The organism is Bacillus sp. FSL R9-9492, from assembly GCF_038007365.1.
GTDB lineage: Bacteria > Bacillota > Bacilli > Bacillales > Bacillaceae_G > Bacillus_A > Bacillus_A mycoides.
Genome location: NZ_JBBOXC010000002.1, coordinates 189,593 through 214,192 on the forward strand (window position 1 = coordinate 189,593; position 24,600 = coordinate 214,192).

Sequence of the window (24,600 nt, forward strand, 5' to 3'; positions counted from 1 at the left end):
GGGGAATTATTTTGAAAAGGATTTCATCTTTATTATTAACTATGCCGATTATTTTAGGCAGTATTACTACGATTCCGCATACAAAGGTTTCAGCTGAAACAATGTCATTCAATCAAGAAACATTCACTTTAGAAACATTGAACCAACAGACAGATCAGGCAATTGCAAAGGGTAATTTTGAAGCTCATTTGAATAATCTCACAGCATATCTGAATGGAAATATTGGAGGTATGACTGAAGAGAGTTTAAAAAAGAAGCTTACAGACCCAGTATTTGCAGCAGCTTTGGCTCAGTTTCAATTCATATTACAAACAAGTGCTGCAACAATGGATGCATTTGCAAAAAAAGATGCTGACCATCAGAAATTTCTTAGCTGGGCTATGAAAAATACAAGTGTGATGAATACCTATCTTGAAGGTGGTAGTCCAACGGGAAAAAATCCTGTAAATGCACTTGAGATATGGAATACAATCTGGAATGTGGATGCAGATTCTCACGAAGGATTGTATTTAAAATTAGCGATAGCTACATCGTTAGCTCATGCTGAACCTATAAAATATTGGACAAACAATCAACCTATTAATCCATTAACAAGGTACCAACATTATAAATCAGCAGATCAAAATAATGAGTTACTTCCTTCCTTTAGAACATATAATGTTTGGCATTTAAGATTAGTAGTGAATACTTGGTCACCAGAAGAAGATTTAACTTGGGCAAGAAATATGATTAATACGGAACATCCAGAACTTAAAAATCAAGATAAGGTAGGGGAAAGTGCATATTTGATTAATTATGTAACCCATAACAAAGATGGCGTTAGTATTCACGCTGGAAATGATGCATTCTACGGTTTAGGTTGGAATCTTTCTTCCATTTACAGATTTGGCGGGGTATGCGGTAATATTTCGAAGTTTGGTACGCAAGTAAGCCAAGCCTTTGGAGTGGCAGCTATGCCTGTTGGACAACCTGGACATTGTGCACTCATATGGAATAACAAACCATCTTCTTGGAATTTAGGAAATGATATATCCGGATGGAGTAAATCAAGCCGTCATGATGCAACTGTTATTCCTTGGTCAGATAATAGCCCGACAAATCAAGTGCCGTATATGCTACTATTTGAAAATGCTGAACTTGACCCAGTAAAACTAGATCAATCAGAGCGATTACGCTGGTTAGCGAAAGCGATGACTTCAGTAGATAATAAAATTGCAATTTATAAAATATCCACCAATATTTTACCAATCAATTTTTTAGTATGGACAGATTACGTTTCTCTTATGTTACAAAATCCAAATGTAACAGATGCTGAGTGGAAAGAATTAAATAACAGTATCATTTCTGTTTTTGCGAATGAACCGCGACCGATGATGGATCTTCTTACTCAAATAAAAAGCTATGTACCAAATACAGAAGATATCTTGGAAGGAAACCAGTTTGCATGGTCACTAAAAGGAATTAGCGATTTCGAGTTTGCTAAAATCAATTTCAATAAGTCGACAGAAGAAATGCAAATCGACTTAAAAGCAGGCATACCGCATCATTATTTTAATGAAACATACGCGAGTATTAAAGTACAAAGTGCGTCAGGGAAAGTAGTATACAATAAAGATATTTATGGAAACGAACAGCAAAATGCTGAAACACCAAAAGTTCCAGTAAAGATCGGTGATTTTATTGAGCTTACACATCTAGAAGGCGGAGAGAGGGCAACATTAATAAATTTAGATAATAATAAACGTGAAAGCTTTGATAAAAAAGCAATGTATGAAGTTACAAAGGATGGCCTGAAGAAAGTAAATCGAATTGTTAATCCTAAGCTAGATACAGAAGCCCCCACACAGCCACAAGGATTATATGCAAGCAAGGTTACTTCTAACAGTATAGAGCTAAAATGGAATCCTTCTTCAGATAATGTAGGTGTAAAAGAATATCAGGTATTACGTGATGGACAATTGATTCAAACGGTACAAGGAACGACGTTTATTGATCAAAACCTAACAGTCAATGTGGAATATAAATATGCAGTGAAAGCTGTAGATGCAGCTGGAAATACATCAATTCAAAGTAACCTTATTCCGGTAAAAACAAAAAATCAAAATGAATTTTATGAAAAATGGGATCCGAAGAAGGCTTATACAAAGGGAGATAAAGTAGAACATCAAGGGAAAGTGTATGAAGCTGTTCAAAATCATCAAGGAAATGGTGACCTGAATTGGATATTTGCGTTATCGTTATGGAAACAACTTACAATCAATTAATTATGTAAGAATCAGATGTGGATATAGAACATCATAGATTTGGGCGTTATTTTCAAGAATTATGGGATGTTGCTTGAATCTTGATAGATTTCTCTATTAAGTTATTATTTAATAATAAAAATTAGAAAAGGAAGTAGATTAATGATTAGACAGAAAACGAAAAAAAGATTTAATAAAGTTATTATAATTACCGCAGCATGTAGCATATTTTCTATGTTTGGAACGTCTATTTCGCACACTAAAGCAGTAACACGTTCAGCTGCTCCTTCAGTTTATGTGAGTCCACAAAATACAGCTTCCTCAGATATTATTAGTATAGACTGGTCACCAGTTCAGACTGCACCTTATACGTATTGGGCTGTACACAACTGGAATGCAGGTGGTGAAGCTGGGGGATACGCTGGTTTTCAACAACAAAGTGGGTTTGATGAAAATGGAAAACGTACTTTACATTTTGCCTTATGGGATCCAATTGCCTCTAAAGAAGCTATAAAGGCCGAATACTTATCTCCGAATTCACAAGCTGGACTCTTTGGAGGAGAAGGAACAGGACTGAAGGTTCAAACAACTTATGGATGGAAAGATTACAATTGGTACAGAATGACAATGCGTTCATGGCAAGAAAATGGTCATACTAAATTTGGACAATGGATGAAAGATGTAAGAAAGAATAAATGGCATCTAATTGCAATTATGGACTTTCCGGTTGCTAATGTTGCATTTAATCATGGATTAGGAATGTTTCAAGAAGACTGGGCTGGTAATGGACAGGATGTTCGAGAAGCGCGCCTGAAAAATGGTTATAGCCGAAAGTTAGTAGATAAACAATGGAGTTCTTGGAATAATCAAAGTATTTCTGGACAGCATGATACTTCTCATCAATATGATGGAGGAGCTACTTCAGAATATGTATGGGTCAAAGCAGGAGGTAATACGCAGTCTACCATTGGAACAGGAAAAATATTCACGCTAACTCAACCTACTCAACCTGAAATAGGAAAAATAGATTTTGATATCCAATCTATATATTATGAAAATGAAAAATTAAATGTATCTTGGAAACTAAAAGAAAATAGCACACCACAATTTAAAGGTAAAATTGAAATTTATAATGATGAAAATATGACAGGACAACCAATCGAGATAATTGATAATATTAAATCTTATCAAAGTCAGGTTAGTCAATCTATACTATTATCTACAAATACTTATGCAAAAATTATATTAACTGATTTATTTGATCAAACTGTTGAGAAAAAGGTACAAATCAAAAATCAATCTCCAAACATTTTTGAAGGTAACGAATTTGCATGGTCTCTGAAAGGGATTGGTGATTTTGAATATGCGAAAGTAAATTTAAATAAATCAACAGAAGAAATGCAAATTGATCTAAGAGCAGGTGTACCACATAACTACTTTGATAGTACATATGCAAGTATTAAAGTGCAAAACACATCAGGTAAAGTGATCTATAACAAAGAGATTTATGGAAATAAGCAACAAAATGCTGAGCAAGCAAAAATTCCAGTAAAAGTAGGCGATTTTATTGAATTCACACATTTAGAAGGTGCGAACAGAGCTACCATTACAAATATAGAAAAAAACATTCAGGAAAGTTTTGGGGATAAAGTGGTGTATGAGATTACAAAAGAAGGATTGAAGAAAGTAGATAACATTGTTAATCCGAAACCAGATACAGAAGCTCCCACACAGCCACAAGGATTATATGCAAGCAACGTTACTTCTAACAGTGTAGAGCTACAATGGAATGCTTCTTCAGATAATGTAGGTGTAAAAGAATATCAGGTATTACGTGATGGACAATTGATTCAAACGGTACAAGGAACGACGTTTATTGATCAAAATCTTACAGTTAATAAGGAATATAAATATGCAGTGAAGGCTGTAGATGCAGCTGGAAATACATCGATTCAAAGTAACATTCTCCTAATAAAAACAAAAAATCAAAATGAATCTTATGAAAAATGGGATTCGAAGAAGGCATATACAAAGGGAGATAAAGTAGAACATCAAGGGAAAGTGTATGAAGCTGTTCAAAATCATCAAGGAAATGGTGACTCGAATTGGATATTCGCTTTAGCATTATGGAAGCCACTTACATAGGAGATTGATATATATTGAAACTACGCCCAAATGTTTATGGTAATTATGGGGGGGCCTCGTTTCGAGTAATGAGGTAGTTTGATTCACCTTTTATACATTATTTGAAAAATAACTTGTAGTGATTTCTACAAGTTATTTTTGTTTTTCTTATTGTATTTAGAGTTGAAATTTTTAAATATAGAAGCAATGAAGAAATATGATATTAAGTGTTCTTCATTTTATAGACTTGCTAAACAGTATGATGAAGTTACTGAATTTTTTGAGATGATGAATACCAGCTGTTAATTAGAAAGGAATTTCATGTAGAATGTAACTGCTCGATAATGAAATGTTTTGATAGACGTTATTTTGAGTAATAGTTGTAGAACAATTTTCGAGCAAAAAGAGGCGAATTCAATGGATTGGCTGTAATTTCGCTTTCTTTAAGTGATTAAGTAAAAATAACATAATAAATTGGGATGGAAAATTGATATTATTTATATATTTATTTGTAAGCCCAGTTGAAAGGAAAATAATGTGTAAGTATTTTTGTAAACATTTGGTGGGCAGTATCATCAATGTGATAAATCACATATTAAGAATATAATAATATTAAAAGCAAGTGATCGTTATCACCACCTGCTTATGAGGTCTCTAAATAATGAAAATCAAAAAACATACTATATAGAGTGAACAGGCACCTCATAGATAATATGTACTTCAATTATTAATTCTAAACATTGAGCAATTCTCACGCGTATTGAGTAAAAAATGTGGTTATGATATTTTCGAATAATTTTACATATTGTTTTGAATAAGTTAATTTTATTTCGAATATATAATCACTATAAATAAATATTAGAATTCAAATAACGGACATAATTTCCCCATATTCACTGCATAAAATTTTGTTAAACTCTGAAATTCAAGAGGTAAATTATTCTTTATCATTGTAGTTCTTTTTTTTTACGCTACTCTAAAATGCGTGTAATTATTAGAAATATGAATATGGGAAGAGGAGGGAGAACTGTTATTAAAGATAATTTCCACTTTTATTTATATACAATAATACAGAAATGGTGGTTTCTATTATAAAATTACAGAATATTGAAATTATTTCCGTTTGTAAATTTGCTAAAACTATTTTAAAAAAGGAGGGGGATTTAACACAGCGCAATACGTGCATTGTGTGTTAAAAATTAATATGAATAAACGACTTTATAACGTCTTAGCAACGGTCATGGTACTTCAAATAGTAAACATAAATATTCCTACTACTTCGTTTGCAGATTCAGTAGAAAATGTAGTAACGGGAACTAAAATAACGTCTTCTGATATAGAAGCGATAAAGAGTATTGAAGATAATATGAGAGATGAGGATGGAAAAGGGGATAAAATAGATGGAAATGGTGAAATACAAGGAAACTTTATTGTAAATATCCAAAAACAAACTACTTTATATGATTATCCTAATATACAATCTACTGTTACCAGTGAAATACCTAAACAAATAGCAACAGGAACAAAGAAGAAAGGTGACTGGCATTTTGTTCAAACAAGCTCGGGAGAAGGTTGGATATATAATAGTAATCAAACCTTTATAGAAAGAAATATCTATACTTTACCAAGTGATTCAAGAAAAATAGTAATTAATGAGAAAACAGAAGTTTATTCATCTCCATTTGATGAATTTAAAGAAAATGGTAGTTTAGAACCCCAAACACTAGATGCTATAACACAGGCAGGAGATTGGTTTCAAATACAAACTGATGGTGAGATCAAATGGATAAAGTCGCCTTCTGTAAAATTTAAAGGGTCAAAGCCTTCACTTATTAAACAAAGAGCTACTACTAGTAATATATATGGTGTACCATTTACAGAATGGATTGTTCCAAAAGGTAACGATAATATTCGTCCTGGATATGCGATGAATGCAAAGTATATTACAATTCATGAAACAGATAATGAGAGCCCAGGGGCAGGTGCAAAAAATCACGCACAATATTTATATAATCAAGCAACAGGGAATACAGATCGTGCTGCTTCATGGCATTTTACAGTGGATGATAAAGAGATTTATCAACATCTACCTTTAGATGAGAACGGGTGGCATGCAGGTGATGGAACGAATGGAACTGGAAATAGACAATCCATTGCAATTGAAATTGCTGTAAATAGTGATGGGAACTATGATAAAGCTGTGGATAACGCTCGTAAATTAACAGCATATTTGATGAGGGAGTTAGATATTACTATAGATCATGTGGTTAAGCATCAAAATTGGAGCGGGAAAATTTGTCCATCAAAAATGATTAAAAGAGATGCTTGGAATGATTTCTTAGTTGGTACAACAAACTATTATAACGCTAACAATAAAGATGATATTACCGGTGGTTGGTATGAAAAGGATATTCGTGAATTAGCATCGCAAGGGATTATGGTAGGAGATGGACAAGGTTCATATTGGCCGAATCGTCTTGTTACTCGAGCAGAATTTGCAACACTTATTACTAGATCCTTAAAGTTGCCTGAGGGTACTTCAAACTTTACGGATCTTAATACGGCAAACCCCTCATTAATAGATGGAATTAATCGTGCAGCAGCAGCTGGAATCATAAATGGTAGAGGAGATAATATTTTTGCTCCAAATGACACAATTAAGCGTGATGAAGTGGTCATTATGATTGATCGAGCGTTACAATATAAAAATATTATTGGAAAGCTAGTAGACGTGCCTTTTACTGATCAGAACTTAGCGTATGATAAACAAGCTGTACAACGTGTTTATGGACTAGGGATTGTAAAAGGAAATGAAAAAAATGAATTTATGCCCAAAGGTACAGCCACTCGCGGAGAAGCCGCTGCCTTTCTGAATAGAATGCTACATGTATTAAATAATAATAACAATAATACAATAGGTGTTGTTACCATAACTGGTTCTGGAGTAAATCTGCGCAAGGGACCCGGGACGGCTTATGAAGTAATTCGTAAACTAAATAAAAATGAATCATATTCTGTATATAAGGAACAAAATGGATGGTTAAGTATTGATGATGATCAATGGGTATATTATGACCCGAGTTATATTCTTTTTACTAAAAATAAATAGTTACTAAAAGACTCGTGTAAAACAGAAAGCATTCTTGTTAGCAAGAATGCTTTCTGCTTTTTTATATTTAAATTTCAAATATTGCGAGAGATTTATATAAGAAAATCTATAAATCATTTCATTTGTATAAATCTTGTTTGAAATAAAATACAGTGAACCACTCGCCATTTAGCAATGCTTGAAGTGGAAGCTTCTCAGTTCCACGACGAAAGCAATCATTCATCTCCGACCTACCGTTGGGCTAGCGCCCTTCACAAGCTTGAGAAAGGAGCATTCTTTCGGCACATTTGTTAAAAAACTCTTATTTTTTTTGTAATTCCTATTTTAAATCTTTCGAAATCCGTTGAACACTTTCTATATCAGGTTGTGCATAGTATATACCATCTATATATTTATCATCACATTTAATTTGCCTTTTGTTAATGTTAGGTGAGTGGTCCATCATAGTTTTAGCAATAGAGAACATATCTGTTGTGGATAAATTGGTAGACATATGTGGACTAACTTCATCTAATATACTATTCAACTTGCTTAATGAGTTCATGGTTAATATCTTTTTTCCAATCGCTTCTATAACTAATAACTGCCGTTGTCCACGCATAAAATCATTATCAATATGGCGTGTCCAAGTCAAGGCTAAGGCCTGTTCGCCATTTAGGTGTTGATATCCTTTTTCTAAATGAATCGCATCTGCTTGGCCTAGGCTATCCTGTTCTGTAAATGTGACAGGAACATCTACTTCAATTTTTCCAATCGTATCAATAAGACTTAAGAATGAATCAAAATTTAATATAATAATCAACGGGAATATCCAAAAACTTTTCAACAGTATCTATTGTACTATCTATACCACCAAATGCATCTGACCTTGCGTTTTTTCCATATTCTCCTTCTCTTGTTTCACTATTATCCTCTCCCATGATTAGGATAGAAATATTATCTTTTAAAGGGGATATTTTATGTTCTTTTTTCATAGATTTGCGTCCTCTTTTGAGTTCACGATATGTTTTATCACTAAAATTATAAAATTGAGAGTATATATACGTTCCTCCCAATAGGAAAATAAAAAATAACGTACCCAAAATAACTTTTATTTTATTTTGATAGATCCAATTTTTTTCATGAAGATTCACCCTTTCTTTTTGTACTATATTCACATTTAAAAGGCCTTTACTCATATGAGTAAAGGCCTTTTTCAAGACAAAGAAACCTTGTTAGGAAAAAGCTAAACAAGTCGTTTTATCATAAAGGTCCCCCTCATTGAGTTTTAGCACTGTACAGCATAGGTTTAACGAATTCCTCGAAAGAATTCTCCTTCCTCAAGCGCGTGAAGGGCGTAGCCCAGCGGTAGGTGGGAGATGAATTTCGGTTTGGCGTAGCCAAAAGGCTTTGCTTTTTATTTTGCCTCTGATATAATCAGTCTTATAAAGAATAAAGGTTGGTATATCAATGAAATTAGACAGCAATAATCATTCAGTATTCTTGTTGTATTATCATCTTGTGTTGGTCGTAAAATACAGAAGAAATGTGTTTGATGATGATATGTCAGATTATGCAAAAGACATGTTTGTCAGGTTATCCGAGAATTACAACATAACACTGGTAGAGTGGAATCATGATGTAGACCATATTCATATTTTGTTCAAGGCACATCCGAATACAGAAATGACAAAATTCATCAATGCTTATAAGAGTGCAAGCTCTCGACTCATTAAAAGAGATTTTCCACAAGTGAAAAAGAAACTTTGGAAAGAGATGTTTTGGTCAAGAAGTTTTTGCTTACTAACTACTGGTGGTTCTCCAATAGATGTAGTAAAGAAATATATTGAAAACCAAGGTGAAAAGTGAGGTGAAATGATATGACAAAGCATAATAAAGCATATAAATTCCGTTTGTATCCAACAGAAGAACAAGCATATCTTATGCGTAAAACCTTCGGTTGTGTACGTTTCGTGTATAATAGAATGTTAGCGGAACGGAAAGAAGCGTACGAAAAATACAAAGATGATAAGGAACAACTAAAGAAACAAAAGCTTCCAACTCCTGCGAAATACAAAGCAGAATTTGAGTGGTTAAAAGAAGTTGATTCATTAGCTTTGGCAAATGCTCAACTAAACTTGCAAACTGCCTATAAGAATTTCTTTAGTGGTCAAAATGACTTCCCAACATACAAAAGTAAAAAAGACAGAAAGTCTTATACAACGAATGTAGTAAACGGAAATATTATGTTGCTTAATGGTCATATCAAATTACCAAAACTGAAAATGGTACGTATCAAACAGCATAGAGAGATACCACAAGATTATATGATCAAGTCATGTACAATTTCTATGACACCTACCGGTAAATACTATGTGTCCATCTTGACTGAATACGAAAAAGAGATTGTACAAAAAGAAGTAGAAACAGTTGTTGGATTAGACTTTGCGATGGATGGATTATACGTTAGTTCTGAGGATGAGAAAGCCAATTATCCTAAGTTCTATCGTAAAATGTTAGACCGGTTAGCAAAGGCACAACGAGTATTATCAAGAAGAACAAAAGGTTCTATTCGTCAGAATAAACAACGTATCCGTGTAGCTAAGTTACATGAAAAAGTAGCGAACCAACGTAAGAATTTCCTTCATCATGAGTCTAAAAAGTTAGCTGCTAATTTTGATGTTGTAGCTATTGAAGACCTAAACATGAAAGGAATGTCGCAAGCACTTCATTTTGGAAAAAGTGTCGCTGATAATGGGTGGGGTATGTTCACTTCTTTCTTAGCTTATAAACTAAATGAACAAGGAAAACAACTTGTGAAAATAGACAAATGGTTTCCTTCCACAAAAACATGTAGCAGTTGTGGAAATGTAAAAAATATATCATTGTCTGAACGAGTATATTCTTGTAAATGCGGTGTAAATCTCGATAGAGATTATAACGCAGCTATCAATATCAAAAATGAAGCAATACGTCTATTAGCGTTAGCATAAATAGCAATAAAATAACCTTTGGAACAAGGGAGTTAGCTCGGCTGTCTTAGGAAGAATTCGTTAGCTATCAAAAGTAACGACTAACCGAGAAGCCCCCACTTCAAACAGTCCGTTAGGGCGTTAAGTGGCTGGTAGTTCACTAGTTTATAGTTTAGAAAATTTAGCGCATAAATTGTAAAGTTCGTTGTATGAATATAAATTAGTATTCAGTTGTTTATATCTATGATTTGGGAATGGTATGATATCAAAAAATGAAGAAATAAGTTTTATTATTACTTGACAAGCTCAAAAATAGTGGATATGCTTTAACACGAAACGAACAAAAAATTTTAAATATTTATAACCTGTTAGGTGAGGCTCCTATACAAACACAGGCTATTGCCCAAAAATATCGAAAGATGCCAATGGGTAGAACAGGAATTGTCGGATTAAGGCTCTTCTTAAGATAGCTAAGTGATGAATGATTCATCCTTTACGTTGTATAGTGCCAAAACTCAACTAGGGGGGAATGAGCTTTATTTAGCTATGTCTTTTTTAAATCAACCTCCTTTAGTTGAATCACTAGGGGAGGTTTTTTATATGCAAAATTTTATTTGTAATAAATCTCTTAAAAAAGGGGGGAAAACTAATGATTGATGATATTGATCCCATATTTATTAAGAAATTTGTTTTCCCAGAAGTGGGAAAATGACTAAATAGTACTACTGTCCTTAAGGAGGAATTACGATGAAAAAATATTTACAACAATTATTAACGACAAAAGACATACACCTAGTGCGAGAACTTTTAAAAACTCAGTCCTATGATATTGCAATGGGAATGAAAGATTTTCATCATGAAGATCAGATATCTTTAATGAAATGTTTTCCTATTGAAAAAGGAGCGAAAATTCTTAGTTACCTTACTCCAGAGGAGCAATATAATATTTACACCAACTTGTCTGTGGATAAAGGGGAAAAGCTATTAGCTAGGCAATCCATTGATGACCTCGTTGATGTAATTCTTTCAATTCATCCACTTCAGGCTGAAAAATTGATACAACTTTTATCTGAAGAATCTCAACAAAAAATTAGAGATCTGCTGGTTTTTCAACCTGGAACAGCGGGCAGCCTGATGACAATTGACTATATCGCTGCCAGGGAAAATTGGAAAGTGAAAGATACGCTGTCGCATATTAGGAAAATTGGGGCAGGGGTAGAATCTATATCGTATATTTATGTTCTTGATACACGTGGACAGCTTAATGGAATTGTTTCTATTCGTGAATTATTGCTAGCATCAGATGATAAGACTCTATCATCAATAATGGCATCAGATGTTATTTCAGTTTCAGTAGACTTAGACCAACAGGAAGCTGTACAAAAGCTAATGGATTATGATTTATCCGCTATACCTGTAACAACGATGGAAAATCGGATGGCAGGTATTATAACCTTTGATGATGCAATGGATGTTTTCGAAGAAGAAGCAACCGAAGATATTCAAAAATTAGGAGGAAGTACCCCATTAGATAAGCCATATTTCGAAACCTCTATTTGGCATATATACCGTAAACGTATAGGTTGGTTATTACTTCTGTTTGTAGCAGAAGCATATACTGGCTCTGTACTTCGACATTATGAAGAAACTTTGACTCATGTAGTTGCACTGGCTTTCTTTATTCCATTGTTAATCGGAACTGGTGGAAATACAGGTACACAAGTTGTAACTACATTGGTGCGTGCTGTAGCTCTAAATGAGGTGAAATTTAAAGATATATTTCGTGTCATGAAAAAAGAGGCATTAGTAGGTGTTTTACTTGGGCTTACATTAGCCGTGGCAGCATTAATTCGTGCATACACTTTAGGCGTAGGTACTGAAGTCGCACAAGTTGTAGCTATTACAGGATTATTCATTGTTATTTGGTCGTCTATTGTTTCATCTGTATTACCTTTGATTCTAAATAAGTTAAAGCTGGATCCAGCTGTTATCTCGGGTCCGTTCATTACGACGTTAGTCGATGGGACGGGGTTAGTTCTGTACTTTACCATTGCAAAAATGCTATTAGGTTTATAAAAAATTTATGGGCCTTAATAACCCATTATATAGTTAAAACTAACTTCAAAAAAAATAAATAAAGCGTCTACACTATACTAGCGACAGACCACATTATATTCTAAAGTTTTGCTGCTAAAGAGTAAAGCTTATAAATAAATATTACTTTTTATGGTGAGAATAATACTATTTAAGTGCAATAGCGCTTCTAAATTTGATTGAAAATTCATGGTAGTTAAAAAATTTAGTTTTAAAATTATATTTTGAAAAACAGGGGAATTTTATTAAATGGATAGGAGGTAAAGTTGTTGCGAATTAATAAAAAAAAATCTTTTTATAATCAGGAAATATTAAGCAAAAATTATAAAATGCTAAGTGAGATTGCAAAATGTGATGTTGAGTCGACGCTAGCTTTTTTTAAAACAACGTCTCATGGACTTTCTCAGGAGGAAGCTACTAAGCGGCTTGGAGTATATGGAAAAAATAAAGTGGTTTATCAACAAAGAATCAGATGGTATATAACATTATTTAATTCTTTTAGAAGTCCGTTTATTTTTCTTTTAATTATATTAGGAATATTATCTTTTCTTACTAATGATAAAATAGGTACTATTATTGTAGGCATTATGGTGGCTTTAAGTGTGTTAATTCGGTTCATACAAGAAATTCGTTCTCAAAAGTCTATAGAAAAATTAAAAAATCTTGTATATGAAAAGGTAACTGTTCTCAGGGGGGAAAATGTTCCGTATAGGGAAAATAAGAGGGCGGTATTAGAAGAAAGTGAAAAGGTAAAAGTTATTCTTGAGGATCTTGTACCAGGAGATATTATAGAATTATCTGCTGGAAACATTGTACCTGCAGATGTACGAATTATCTCATCAGAAAATTTACTTGTAAATCAATCTTCTCTAACAGGGGAAGCATTACCCATTGAAAAATCAAATCAACATTTCCATATGTACAAAAAACGTAAAATTAGAAAAATCCAGAATTTAATTGAATTAGAAAATCTTTGTTTTATGGGAACACATATTATAAGTGGTACCGCAAAAGCGATAGTTGTATGTACTGGAACAGATACTTACTTTGGTTCAATAGCAAAGAATCAGTTTAAACTGAACAAGAAATCTGATTCTAGATTCGATAAAGGGGTAAGTAAAGTTAGCTGGCTATTAATTAAATTTATGATTATCATGACACCTATTGTTATGATGATACATGGAGTTATAAATGGGAATTGGTATGAGGCATTTTTATTCGCTTTAGCTGTAGCGATTGGACTTACTCCAGAGATGCTCCCAATGATTGTAACCGCTAATTTGGCTAAAGGTTCTATTAATATGAGTAAAAAGAAGGTACTTGTAAAACAACTATCTTCTATCCATAATCTCGGAGCTATGGATATTCTCTGTACCGATAAAACAGGCACATTGACAGAAGATAAAATGGACCTGGTATGCCATACAGATACTAATGGAGAGAAGTCGGATGAGGTTTTGAAATTAGCGTATTTAAATGGTTACTTTCATACAGCATATAAAAATGAAATTGATCTATCGGTTATGCGTTATGTAAGAGATAGTAGTAATTTTGATATATCTCAATACTCAAAAATAGATGAATGCCCATTTGATTTTAATCGAAGACGAGTTTCTATTGTAATAGAAAAAAATGCTAACGAACGAATATTGTTATGTAAAGGTGCTGTTAGAGAAGTTACATCATTTTGTAGTTATATAAAAGAAAATAATAAAATAATTCCTATTACAGATGACATTCAGCGTAAAAATAAACACTTAATTGAACTCTGGCATGAACGGGGGATGCGTGTTGTTGCAGTTGCATATAAGGAGTTAAAGAGTGATAAAGTAGGGGGTTACTCTATTGATGATGAATCAGATATGACACTTGTTGGATATGTAGGTTTTTTAAATCCACCCAAACAATCTGCTATCGCTGCACTTCATACTCTACAAAAGAAAGGAGTACAAGTAAAAATTTTAACTGGTGATAATGAGTCCGTTACAAGAAATATATGTAGGAAAATGGGCTTGTATATAGGAGAACCAGTACTTGGTTATGAAATTGATAGTCTTCCTGATAAGGTATTAGTAAAACTTGCGAGTAATACGAGTGTGTTTGCAAAATTAAATCCTAGTCAAAAATTCCGTATTATTAAGGCACTACAAATGAATGGGCATACAGTTGGATTTATGGGAGATGGAATTAACGATGTGTTTGCTTTAAAGCAGTCTGACGTTGGTATATCTATCCATACAGCAGATGATATTGTTAAAGAGTGTTCAGATATTATACTTATAGAAAAGAACTTATATGTATTAGAAGATGCTATTGTGGAAGGTCGTACAACGTTTGGGAATATATTAAAGTATATTAAGGTGACAACAAGTGCAAATTTTGGAAATGTATTAAGTTTATTAATTGCTAGTGCCTTTATTCCTTTTCTTCCAATGCTACCAATTCAGATATTATGTCAGAACTTGCTATACAATCTATCCCAACTTTCAATTCCATGGGATAAAGTAGACAATGAATTTTTAGTAAAACCAAGAAGTTGGGAGAAGAAAGATTTATTTCGCTTTATCATTTTTATTGGGCCGGTAAGTAGTATTTTTGATATAACCATTTTTATTGTAATGTGGAATATATTTGGTGCAAATATTCCTGAAATGCAATCCTTATTTCAAACGGGTTGGTTCGTAGTAGGATTATTAACACAATTATTGATTGTGCATATGATTCGTACTCAACATATTCCTTTCCTACAAAGTACGGCTGCTAGACCTGTTTTGATACTTACAGGTTTAGTTATGATTATAGGAATTTCCCTTCCATTTACCAGGTTAAGTACCCAAATTGGCTTAACTCCACTTCCGTTGTATTATTTCCCATGGTTATTTGGAATTTTAACAATATATGCTCTAGTTACTGAAATTATAAAGAGAATATACATCAGGAAGTTTAATCGCTGGCTTTAAAACTAAAACATTTTGTTGAAGTTCATTGTACGTTGAAAAGGCGGAGTCTCTTTGGAGACTTCGCCTTTTCGGTATATCATGAATTACAGGAATTACTAGTAGCCTCATAATATTTCCTCATATATTCATGCCGCTGTTTATCTCTTGAGAAATTTTGCACCAGAACCATATATACCCTAGAAACACATGTTTCCCTACAGAAAAGGTGAATTCATCTTCCACTTAACTTATTGGTGCTATGCACCTTCACACAAATTGAGGGGGAAGTTTTCTTGGCTAAAAATAATCTAGATAGTTTAATTTCTAATTGTTCCTGTATCTTTTATTTTAACGTGTGTATTCACACGTATTTTAGCTTTTGAAAAAGCGCGCAACCAATCTTCTTTTACCTTTTTCCATTCTTTATATTGAAAAGCTCTAGCGTGTAATGATAAACCAATTGGATCAATTTTATTTCTCTTCATATCCTGTAACATGCCTTGTAATTTTTTATTGAACTCTTCCTGGATTTCATGTTCCAATCTACCTATATTCTTATTACCATGTAAACGAGTTTTAGTTAAGTTTCCGTTGGTTTTTTCAATTAAGGATACATTCATACTTACATCTATATTAAAAATAAATTTACCTTTTTGGAAATCAACACTAATTTTTCTCTTTGTATTTTGTACGAGAACAGACGTATTTGGCTTTTTGTCAGATTTTTTTGGAGAAAGAACAAGGTGTAGTATCATCCGACCTGTATTTTTTGACTTATTAATAAGGTTGAAAAACTTCACATCGGTTTTAGGAATCTTCGTTAAGTACTTTCCTTGATGATTTAAAAATGCAATTCCTACCGTATCAATTTCATTATTTGTTTTCTTGATAATGGGAACAGTTTGCGTCATTCCCTGTTCATTTTTTTCTCTCATTAATTGTTGAATCGTGGAAGAGACGGATTGATTATTTTGAATAGACGATTCGATTACACCATTTATATAAGATGGAAGTGATGGCTTATCAGGCCTATTAACTTTAAACACATCTTCTGCCGGTCCATCAACAAGCACCACTTTAGCATTGATGGTAGCGTAAGGATCACGGTAAGAGGAATCGAGCGCCTGTATCCAATTTTCTTCTTGTGCTAATTTATCCCCAATTAAAATAACTTCAGCTTTGGATGATGTCACATACCCTGTTAATTTCGTATCCATTTTGCTAAATCCATCATATATGGTTGACGCCTGAACCCAATGCTCTACAGTACTGCTTTGCTGTTTATGATGAAAGAGTGGTATGCTTGTGCCCACTTTTATGTTTCCATTAGAAGTTCTATCTAAGCCGATTAAAAGGATTAAAGAAACTTTTTCAAGAGGAATTCTCTGACTACAACCAATTAAACATACACAACAGATTACAATCCATATCCATTTTCGAATCAAAGCTGTTTCCTCCTAGTAAACCAAGTAAAAAGAATGCTGTAAGCGAAAAAGAAGATTGGTAATAGAATAAAGAAAATGATATTTAAGATATCCATAAGAGAATATATAATTAAATATTGATCCACATCGGGGTTTAGAAAAATGAATAAGCCGACTATTAATAGCATAAAACCAACCAGCACCCAATTGCGAATGGTTTTTTGAAATAAAATGGTCACTGATTCGAAACTGAAAAATAAATACGGATATATTGTAGTGGAAAATACAATCAAATAGTAAGCAATATATATAATTTCTAATCGTTCTATGAAAGAAAAACGAACCCCTTTTAACAGATGAAATACTGGCCAAATCACTTCCTTTATACCTTCAGGGCTAAAATATATATAAGAAAGAATAGTAGCATATAGGTAGAAAAACATGGTTCCTGTATTCGCTATAAGTATTCCTTTTATCGCTTTATGTTTTTTTTGTAAAAACGGATAAATAAAATATGCAATTTCTAAGCCGGCATAAGGGGTAATTGTTTCTTTAGTTGCCTTTACAATAGGATATATACCATCTTTTAAAATGGGTAGTAGGTGTAATGGATTGTAATTACTTTGTAATGAGAAAAGGAGAAAGATTGGCATCCAAGTAGTGAAGAGGAAAACAAGCATAGAGTAACTAGTAAGAGCCCTTATCCCACTCAGTGATAAAATAATAAAAGGTAATAGTAATAATATGGCAATTTGATAAGCAGGAGTGGAAGGGAATATCCACACTTTTACAATATCAGTTGCCTTTAATAAAGTATTAAATCCAGCAAAAAATAGATAAAAGGCATATAAAAGAATAAATATTGTCCCCAGCCATTTACCAAAATAAGTTTTTAAAATCTGTGAGAAATTTTTGTTAGGGTTTTTTTGTAACATTAATATAATAAATACGCCAATTATAGAAGTGATTATCCATCCCAGAATGATAGAAATCCAGCCATCTGTGCCAGCGGTAGTGGCAAGTGGACTTGGCATAATTAACATACCTGATGCTAGTTGTAGTGAATGGATGAAAATAATATATTCGAATAAAGTTATGTTTTGGAATTTAAGATTCCCCATGTGAACCACCTTCTTTTTTCTTTCTTTGTTTCGGTTTTCCTGTACTAGAACGGGTGGTGATCATAGAAATAGGAAATCTTACAAAAGAATCTTTTAATTCTTGGAAACGAAAAGGTGCAATTGGCAATCCATATGGTGAACCATAGGAAGTTAGTGAAACAAAATGAGCAAATAAGAGCATTAATCCACTAACAATACCTACAATTCCAAAAAAGTAGGCAAATAACATCATTGGAAAACGAATAAGCCGAATACAACTTGATAAATCATAATTAGAAACAACAAATGATGCAATGGCAGTAATAGATACGATAATAACCATAACATTACTCACAAGTCCTGCTTGAACAGCTGCTTGTCCAATTACAATCCCTCCAACAATTCCAATGGTTTGTCCAATTGGTTGTGGTAGACGAATACCAGCTTCACGAAGCATTTCTAATGTGATTTCCATAATAAATGCTTCTAGTAAAGGCGAGAAAGGGACTTTAATTCTTGACGTTGCAATAGAAGTATATAAATCTAAAGGAATGATTTCAAAGTGGAATGAAACCATTGCAATATATATCGCGGGTAAAAATATAGCTATAATAAATCCTAAAAATCGTAATAAGCGAAAAGATGATGCAATCAGCCAATGTACATTATAATCATCTGGAGTCTGAAAAAATCCAATTAAATTCATTGGAACGATCATTGCACCAGGAGATCTATCAATTAACACTGCTACTTTACCATCAAGAATATGATTAGAAATAGCATCTGGGCGTTCACTTAAATAAGCCTGTGGAAAGGGAGTCCAATTTTGATCTTTTGTAAAGTTGGACAATTCTCCTATGCTCAATACTGTATCAGTTTTAATTTTACAGATTCTTGTCTCCACTTCCTGTACCACATCTTCGTTAGCTACATCGCCTAAGTAAAGTAAATATACAAAAGTAGTGGCTCGTTCTCCGATTGTCAATTTTTTGATTTTTAACTCAGTAGAAGGAATATATCTACGAATGAGACCTATGTTTTTAGTGGCATTCTCAATAAACCCATCATGAGAACCTTTAATGGTAACTTCTGAAATAGGTTCCTGAATCGATCTTTCTGCCCATCCCTTTGTATTTATGAGAAGGGCTTTCTTTTCTCCTTCCATAAACAGTACACATTGTCCCTCGAGCAGCCCTTTTTTAATTTCATTCCATGTATATACTGTTTTTGTATAAGTAGCAATAATATTAGAATTAAATACTTGCCTGTCTTCATTTACTTCTTGTAATAATGGTGTAACGACATTTCCTTTTAGTGCAAAACCATCTGTCAGACCTTCAAAATAATATAGTAAAACATTCGTTTTTGTTTTTAATTGTAATGGATGTTCAACTAAATCGGCACAAATGTCAAAGATCTGTTCTAATGTATTCTTAAGTTCTTGTAAATTATTTGTCTGGATAGTTTCAACAATGGTATTTTCCATGGTTTCTAAGGTCTTTTCATTTAAAGACATGATTTACACCTCTTTACGTATAATAGTCCTGTTTTTATTATTTTTATATAATCAGATTTTATTCATTGGGATAGCAACACATCGCTATCAACTTGAAATTTTGTGGCACCCCCAGAACGAAATTTTAAAGCCTTCTTGAAACAAAGAATTTCATTTTATCATTATTTTTGTGGTGACCTGTTTGCTTGGTTTGATGGCCCCGTATATAAAAGTTTAAAGGGTTCTGGTGCAAAAACTTAAGGACAATTGCAATGAATCTATAAATCTTGGACATACTGTTACTATTACTTTAAAATGGGTGCGTGATTGGTATGGAAAAGGAAAATTTATTCAAATGGAAGCATTATCAGCCTGATATTATTTTGTTAACGGTAAGATGGTACCTACGGTACAACCTCAGTTTTCGTGATTTGGTGGAAATGCTAGAAGAACGGGATTTATCCATTTCTCATACAACGATTATGCGTTGGGTTCATCAGTATGGTCCTGAATTGGACAAACGAATCCGCCGTCACCTCAAACAAACAAATGACTCTTGGAGAGTCGATGAAACATATATCAAAGTAAAAGGTCAATGGATGTATCTGTATCGTGCTGTTGATTCGAAAGGAAACACAATTGATTTTTTCCTAAACAAAACAAGAGACCAGAAGGCTGCAAAGCGCTTTTTCAAGAAAGCTTTGCGGTCTTTTCATGTTTCAAAGCCACGTGTTATAACAGTCGATAAGAACCCGGCTTATCCTATAGCAATTGAACAGTTGAAAAAAGAAAAAAGCATACCTGATGGTAAGCAACTTAGACAACAAAAGTACTTGAATAACATAGTAGAACAAGATCATCGCTTTATAAAGAAGCGAATCCGTTCTATGCTAGGGTTCAAATGTTTTGACACAGCTACATCCATTCTTTCTGGAGTAGAAGCCATGCATATGATTAAAAAAGAGCAGCTTGATTTACGGGACCAGTCTGTCCAAAATCAGAAAGAATTCATCCATCAATTGTTTGGACTTGCAGCATAAGATACGATTCCGTTAGGAATATATGTGCTTTATTCTCCTATATTTTATTTTTGCACCAGAATCCCCTAAAGGTACACGCCATGGAGAGCTGTACCGACACGAGGCATTACAAGTTGCCAAAGGAAAGTTCGTATGTTATCTAAGTGATGATGATTTGTGGTTTCCTGATTATTTAAAATACATGGAGAAAGCTCTAAACAAAGCTGATTTTGTTCACAGTCGGTATCTAGCTGTAATACATAACCAGATGATGACAACTATTAAGGAATCATTGGAGGAAACTTGGGTCCGTAACCGCATGTTGCAGGAACCATTTAATATTTTTGGTCCTACAATTGCTGGACATCGTATGGATACCTATCGTTGTCTTCCTGAAGGATGGGCTCCTGGCCCTAAGGATGTGTGGAGTGATCTAATATGTGGCGAAAATTTTTGCTGCTAAACGACGTAACTTTCTATACTATACCAGCTGTAACTGCTCTTATTCTGCCCTCCCCCTTTAGAACCTCCATGACCTTGGAGGAAAGAAAAACAGAAACAAAGTTTTGGAAAAAACAAATCAGTGACTCTTCTTTCCGTTCCTTTCTTCAAACTATATTTTTACTTCATTAATTCTAAATATAAAAAAAAAATCTTGATTCGATGAGTACTACAGCAAGTGTCATTGCGTTAGGATTTGTATTTATATTACCCCTTTTTCTTATATTCTTGGATTTTCTGTTTTCGTGTCACATTAGCTATATTCATTATTGACTACTGATAATGAGACGTTATGTTAACTTTACATGAATATCGTATACATTTTTAAATCAAAACAATCATCTTATAAATATTTGTTATAATTTGGATATGTTAAAAAGAAAAAAGAGATGGACATAGATTATGTCAGTAAATTGGAAAAGTGTAGAACATAGAATTTATACAATGTATATGATTCAAAATGGCGATAAAATTTTACTTATGAACCGCCCAAATCATTTAGGATTCCCCGGGTATCTAGCACCAGGTGGAAAAATAGAATTCCCTGAAAGCATAGTAGAGGGAGCTGCACGAGAAGTCAAAGAAGAAACCGGACTAAATGTTTCAAACTTGATATTTAAGGGATTAGATGAATATGTTAATCCTAAAGCCAATGTCAGATATATGGTATTTAACTATTGGATCGATAGATTTAAAGGGGAACTACTCGAAAATCCTCCGGAAGGAGAATTACTTTGGATATCAATTGATGAAGTTTTAAATTTACCTATGCAAGACTGGTTTAAAGAAAGATTAAATTTGTACCTTGAACCCGGAACCTTTGAAATTCAATGACTATGGGATGACGATTTGGATAAACAAGTAGATATCAAAATTACTAGAACTTAATTAACTTCCGATAACGAGAATTATGTCAAAAGTAAAGCCGTCCTGATGGACGGTTTTACTTTTGACTAGCGTGGTTTTTTTCTAAAATGCTGGTGATACCCCATCGCCATCAAGCCAAAATTTTATAGTACCCCCAGAACGAGAATTTATGCTAATTTGTAACAAAAAAGCTCATTTTTTTGTTTTGGAGTATTTCTGAATTCTTAGGTTGATGGGCGTGTGGTGCTACCCCTAAAATGTCTTAGCGTGGGTTTTATGTTATTTGGTTGGCGGGACCCCTTATATCGAAAGTATTAGATCGATTATCCTGTATGTCAATCGATATGCTAAATTACATACCTAAAAAAGTATAATTTGTCAACGTTTTCAAAATAAGGAATATTCTTATAAAATTCTGTTAATATCAAACTTGTACTTATTATAAAACAAGGGGATGTTTATATGTTTAAAAAAGTTACATTAGGGATATCATCATTAGCGGTGGTAGCGGTAGTTGGATTAGGAATAGCATCGGAGGCATCAGCAGGACCAGCAGCACCTCTAACTTCTTTAAGTGTAGTAAAAGTGGAATCACAATTGGGTGGAGTTGAATACATTACCCCTAATAGTTTTAGTACAACTAAAGATCATGGGGGTAGTTACTTGTATGTTTACACAAAAGAAATAGGGTATGGCCAGTTTCCTTTTGCCAAAATGAATGGATTTGATGTGAAAAGTATTGGTTCACAAATAATTGGTGGTAATCCTATTGTAGGTTGGGAATATAAATGGGACGCATCAAATCATCAAGAAGGGACTTTTGAATATCAAAAGACTTCAATAAATTATCCAAGAGATACGTGGCGCACTTCGTTATATATTAAATAATCAGTTTTATATTCGTAGCATGAAAATCCCTGCACCTTATGTGGGGATTTTCCATAAAAAAAACACCCAAAGGTGCCTTCCTGCGACTTGAACCACTTTACTTTTAATAATATGTATTGGAAATTAAGTAAACACGTCCTATAAAACAGAATCATTTATTTTTACCAGATTGTTAGTGTACAAATACAAGAGAATCGAGATCGTTTGCTTGGCTAGATTAAAGCAACGCCACATCTATATGGTTGAGATATGTTACGCCTTCTAATCGGAGAATCAGCTTTATAGAACGTGTTCACAATTTATATTTTACTACATGTAATATTTATTTAGTGTAATTTTTACAAACATGTATAATTGCATAAAGTTTATGAAAAAATGAGAGTATAATTTGGTATTGTGTAATAAAGATAAAGTCCACCTACGGAAATAGGTGGGCTTTTTTTGGGTATTACTATCTCATTGCACAAAAGGGAATTTGTATTAAAATAATAGCACATTCTTAGAATTCTTATATTGAGAAAAAAGACACTCTTATGAGTGCCACCTTTTTAGTATCCGAATCCTCCACCGCCGCCGCCCCAACAACTACATCCGATAATAATTAACAGGATAAATAGAACGATCAGTAAAGCAAATCCGCCACCAAAGCCACCGCAAGAACCACCGAAACTCATATTTTTCCCTCCTTTAATTAGGAGATAGAACAATGGGTAAGTTGTTATTTTAACGGGTTCACTTTACCTTATGTTTTTAAGTATTTATTGAGCAGGTCCCTTTGAAAATAAAGAAAGACACATTAAAATTTGAATTTATTGTATTTTTATAGTAATTTTTAGGATAGTGTTACTTATGTCTAATTTTTTTAGCTATTATTTCTGATGGTCCAGGAGGATAAGCGTTATGTCTAATGATTTTAATATGGATTATAGTCATTATGAAAGGAGTGCTAAAATTTTAGAAATGTTGGGTAATTCAAACCGTTTATTGATTGTTCGTGAATTGATTAAAAATGGTGTTATGACAGTTTCTCAACTTAGTGCCGCAACACAAATTGCAGAATATAAAATTTTACAACATTTAAAAAAATTAACTATAAGTAAGGTTGTCATTAGTGAACGGAAGGGTACAAAGATTTATTGCAGAGTAGAAGAGAAAAAAGCCATTAATATTATCGAATTATTAGGATTGTTAAATTAATAATTTATTATAGTTTTAAAAGAATCGAACGGATTTATATAAATGGAGGAAGACACCCTAAGGTGCCTTCCTTCGACTCGAACCACTTTAATTTTAGTTTGTTGTTATTGTAAAAGTAAAAGGAGACATCCATTAAAATGTCTCCTTTTACTTTTACAATATTTCATCAGCTACCTGAAAAGAAGCTACGACTTTTACGTTTTCTTTTATAATGCTGATGTCCATGACTAGATGAATTTCGTTTATAATCGCTACTTGAATACGAACGCCCTTTATGACGATGATCACTGCTCGAGTACGAGCGATGGTTTTTCTTTCCTAATAAAGAGTCAATAATTTTTTTGAACATCCCGTCACCTCTTGAATTATTTTTTAAAATTATACCAATAATCCTTTTGTATGTCTGTGACAAGTTTGTAAAGAGTAAAAAACTCCCCAACATTGTGTGGGGAGTTTTTTTGTAAATCAGAAGTTAGGTTTCCAGTCTAAAAAAATATAAACAACCATTGTTATTCTTATAATCCATAAAAAAGGACACCCTAAGGTGCCTTCCTCCGACTTGATAACCACTTTAATTTTAATAATATGTATTGGATGGCTAATCCAACATTATTTTACCATGTTAAGTTATATTGTTCATTGAGAAATT

At 33.2% G+C, this 24,600-nt stretch carries 18 protein-coding genes and 1 riboswitch; of the genes, 11 read left to right on the forward strand and 7 right to left on the reverse strand.

From position 1 onward, the window contains the following. Positions 1–11 precede the first annotated feature (11 nt). The 3 genes from MKY70_RS29310 (at position 12) to MKY70_RS29320 (ending at position 7,476) form a co-directional block, all read left to right on the forward strand. Positions 12–2,264, forward strand: coding sequence for a putative mucin/carbohydrate-binding domain-containing protein (locus tag MKY70_RS29310; protein ID WP_341026656.1), 2,253 nt, complete (start codon positions 12–14; stop codon positions 2,262–2,264). A 141-nt stretch (positions 2,265–2,405) separates the two neighbouring features. Further along, positions 2,406–4,388 carry a DUF3472 domain-containing protein gene (locus MKY70_RS29315; protein WP_341026657.1) on the forward strand — a complete coding sequence of 661 codons (1,983 nt, stop codon included), beginning with the start codon at positions 2,406–2,408 and terminating at the stop codon, positions 4,386–4,388. Between the two features lie 1,183 nt (positions 4,389–5,571). After that, positions 5,572–7,476 (forward strand): S-layer homology domain-containing protein, encoded by a 1,905-nt coding sequence (locus tag MKY70_RS29320; protein ID WP_341026786.1) that lies wholly within the window; start codon positions 5,572–5,574, stop codon positions 7,474–7,476. Positions 7,477–7,795: 319 nt separating this feature from the next. Here MKY70_RS29320 and MKY70_RS29325 read toward each other — a convergent pair whose 3' ends face one another. Continuing rightward, positions 7,796–8,278 (reverse strand): LCP family protein, encoded by a 483-nt coding sequence (locus MKY70_RS29325; RefSeq protein WP_341026658.1) that lies wholly within the window; start codon positions 8,276–8,278, stop codon positions 7,796–7,798. Continuing rightward, positions 8,256–8,654, reverse strand: coding sequence for a hypothetical protein (locus tag MKY70_RS29330; RefSeq protein WP_341026660.1), 399 nt, complete (start codon positions 8,652–8,654; stop codon positions 8,256–8,258). Before MKY70_RS29330 ends, MKY70_RS29325 begins: the two co-directional genes overlap by 23 nt. A gap of 271 nt (positions 8,655–8,925) precedes the next feature. Between MKY70_RS29330 and tnpA the strand changes: the two genes are divergently transcribed. The 4 genes from tnpA (at position 8,926) to mgtA (ending at position 15,481) form a co-directional block, all read left to right on the forward strand. Next, complete coding sequence (tnpA, locus tag MKY70_RS29335; protein ID WP_341026662.1) at positions 8,926–9,324, forward strand: IS200/IS605 family transposase; 399 nt, start codon at positions 8,926–8,928, stop codon at positions 9,322–9,324. Between the two features lie 11 nt (positions 9,325–9,335). Continuing rightward, the gene (locus MKY70_RS29340; protein WP_341026664.1) at positions 9,336–10,448 is read left to right on the forward strand and encodes an RNA-guided endonuclease TnpB family protein; all 1,113 of its coding nucleotides are present in this window, start codon (positions 9,336–9,338) and stop codon (positions 10,446–10,448) included. Between the two features lie 336 nt (positions 10,449–10,784). Then, positions 10,785–10,961, forward strand: a riboswitch (M-box (ykoK) riboswitch). A gap of 213 nt (positions 10,962–11,174) precedes the next feature. After that, positions 11,175–12,503, forward strand: coding sequence for a magnesium transporter (gene mgtE / locus MKY70_RS29345; RefSeq protein ID WP_341026666.1), 1,329 nt, complete (start codon positions 11,175–11,177; stop codon positions 12,501–12,503). A 284-nt stretch (positions 12,504–12,787) separates the two neighbouring features. Continuing rightward, positions 12,788–15,481 carry a magnesium-translocating P-type ATPase gene (mgtA, locus tag MKY70_RS29350; RefSeq protein WP_341026668.1) on the forward strand — a complete coding sequence of 898 codons (2,694 nt, stop codon included), beginning with the start codon at positions 12,788–12,790 and terminating at the stop codon, positions 15,479–15,481. Positions 15,482–15,777: 296 nt separating this feature from the next. On the opposite strand, the gene MKY70_RS29355 is transcribed toward mgtA, so the two are convergent. From MKY70_RS29355 to MKY70_RS29365, 3 genes are read right to left on the reverse strand one after another with little or no spacing between them, the layout of a single operon-like run. After that, positions 15,778–16,905 (reverse strand): Ger(x)C family spore germination protein, encoded by a 1,128-nt coding sequence (locus MKY70_RS29355; RefSeq protein ID WP_341026669.1) that lies wholly within the window; start codon positions 16,903–16,905, stop codon positions 15,778–15,780. After that, entirely contained in the window at positions 16,902–18,005 is a 1,104-nt protein-coding gene (locus tag MKY70_RS29360; protein ID WP_341026671.1) for a GerAB/ArcD/ProY family transporter, read from the reverse strand. Before MKY70_RS29360 ends, MKY70_RS29355 begins: the two co-directional genes overlap by 4 nt. Next, positions 17,992–19,500, reverse strand: a complete 1,509-nt coding sequence (locus MKY70_RS29365; protein WP_215575464.1) for a spore germination protein — start codon at positions 19,498–19,500, stop codon at positions 17,992–17,994. The genes MKY70_RS29360 and MKY70_RS29365 overlap by 14 nt, the downstream gene beginning before the upstream one ends. A 311-nt stretch (positions 19,501–19,811) precedes the next feature. Between MKY70_RS29365 and MKY70_RS29370 the strand changes: the two genes are divergently transcribed. The 3 genes from MKY70_RS29370 (at position 19,812) to MKY70_RS29380 (ending at position 22,754) form a co-directional block, all read left to right on the forward strand. Further along, positions 19,812–20,519: an IS6 family transposase gene (locus MKY70_RS29370; RefSeq protein WP_341026674.1), complete on the forward strand. Its 708-nt coding sequence runs from the start codon at positions 19,812–19,814 to the stop codon at positions 20,517–20,519. A gap of 882 nt (positions 20,520–21,401) precedes the next feature. Then, positions 21,402–21,833 (forward strand): 8-oxo-dGTP diphosphatase, encoded by a 432-nt coding sequence (locus MKY70_RS29375; RefSeq protein ID WP_341026676.1) that lies wholly within the window; start codon positions 21,402–21,404, stop codon positions 21,831–21,833. Between the two features lie 495 nt (positions 21,834–22,328). Further along, positions 22,329–22,754 (forward strand): DUF4879 domain-containing protein, encoded by a 426-nt coding sequence (locus MKY70_RS29380; RefSeq protein ID WP_063219805.1) that lies wholly within the window; start codon positions 22,329–22,331, stop codon positions 22,752–22,754. A gap of 548 nt (positions 22,755–23,302) precedes the next feature. On the opposite strand, the gene MKY70_RS29385 is transcribed toward MKY70_RS29380, so the two are convergent. Beyond that, positions 23,303–23,428, reverse strand: a complete 126-nt coding sequence (locus tag MKY70_RS29385) for a YjcZ family sporulation protein (RefSeq protein WP_002169341.1) — start codon at positions 23,426–23,428, stop codon at positions 23,303–23,305. 226 nt (positions 23,429–23,654) lie between these two features. Between MKY70_RS29385 and MKY70_RS29390 the strand changes: the two genes are divergently transcribed. Beyond that, on the forward strand, positions 23,655–23,951 hold the full coding sequence (locus MKY70_RS29390) for an ArsR/SmtB family transcription factor (protein ID WP_063219806.1): 297 nt from the start codon (positions 23,655–23,657) through the stop codon (positions 23,949–23,951). Between the two features lie 166 nt (positions 23,952–24,117). Here MKY70_RS29390 and MKY70_RS29395 read toward each other — a convergent pair whose 3' ends face one another. After that, complete coding sequence (locus MKY70_RS29395; protein ID WP_063219807.1) at positions 24,118–24,300, reverse strand: hypothetical protein; 183 nt, start codon at positions 24,298–24,300, stop codon at positions 24,118–24,120. Between the last annotated feature and the right edge of the window lie 300 nt (positions 24,301–24,600).

Coding starts and splice junctions, on each gene's coding strand:
- MKY70_RS29315 (WP_341026657.1), top strand. CDS start 2,406: ATGATTAGACAGAAAACGAAAAAAAGATTTAATAAAGTTATTATAATT.
- MKY70_RS29320 (WP_341026786.1), top strand. CDS start 5,572: ATGAATAAACGACTTTATAACGTCTTAGCAACGGTCATGGTACTTCAA.
- MKY70_RS29330 (WP_341026660.1), bottom strand. CDS start 8,654: ATGAGTAAAGGCCTTTTAAATGTGAATATAGTACAAAAAGAAAGGGTG.
- tnpA (WP_341026662.1), top strand. CDS start 8,926: ATGAAATTAGACAGCAATAATCATTCAGTATTCTTGTTGTATTATCAT.
- MKY70_RS29340 (WP_341026664.1), top strand. CDS start 9,336: ATGACAAAGCATAATAAAGCATATAAATTCCGTTTGTATCCAACAGAA.
- mgtE (WP_341026666.1), top strand. CDS start 11,175: ATGAAAAAATATTTACAACAATTATTAACGACAAAAGACATACACCTA.
- MKY70_RS29360 (WP_341026671.1), bottom strand. CDS start 18,005: ATGGGGAATCTTAAATTCCAAAACATAACTTTATTCGAATATATTATT.
- MKY70_RS29365 (WP_215575464.1), bottom strand. CDS start 19,500: ATGTCTTTAAATGAAAAGACCTTAGAAACCATGGAAAATACCATTGTT.
- MKY70_RS29370 (WP_341026674.1), top strand. CDS start 19,812: ATGGAAAAGGAAAATTTATTCAAATGGAAGCATTATCAGCCTGATATT.
- MKY70_RS29375 (WP_341026676.1), top strand. CDS start 21,402: ATGTCAGTAAATTGGAAAAGTGTAGAACATAGAATTTATACAATGTAT.
- MKY70_RS29380 (WP_063219805.1), top strand. CDS start 22,329: ATGTTTAAAAAAGTTACATTAGGGATATCATCATTAGCGGTGGTAGCG.
- MKY70_RS29385 (WP_002169341.1), bottom strand. CDS start 23,428: ATGAGTTTCGGTGGTTCTTGCGGTGGCTTTGGTGGCGGATTTGCTTTA.
- MKY70_RS29390 (WP_063219806.1), top strand. CDS start 23,655: ATGTCTAATGATTTTAATATGGATTATAGTCATTATGAAAGGAGTGCT.
- MKY70_RS29395 (WP_063219807.1), bottom strand. CDS start 24,300: ATGTTCAAAAAAATTATTGACTCTTTATTAGGAAAGAAAAACCATCGC.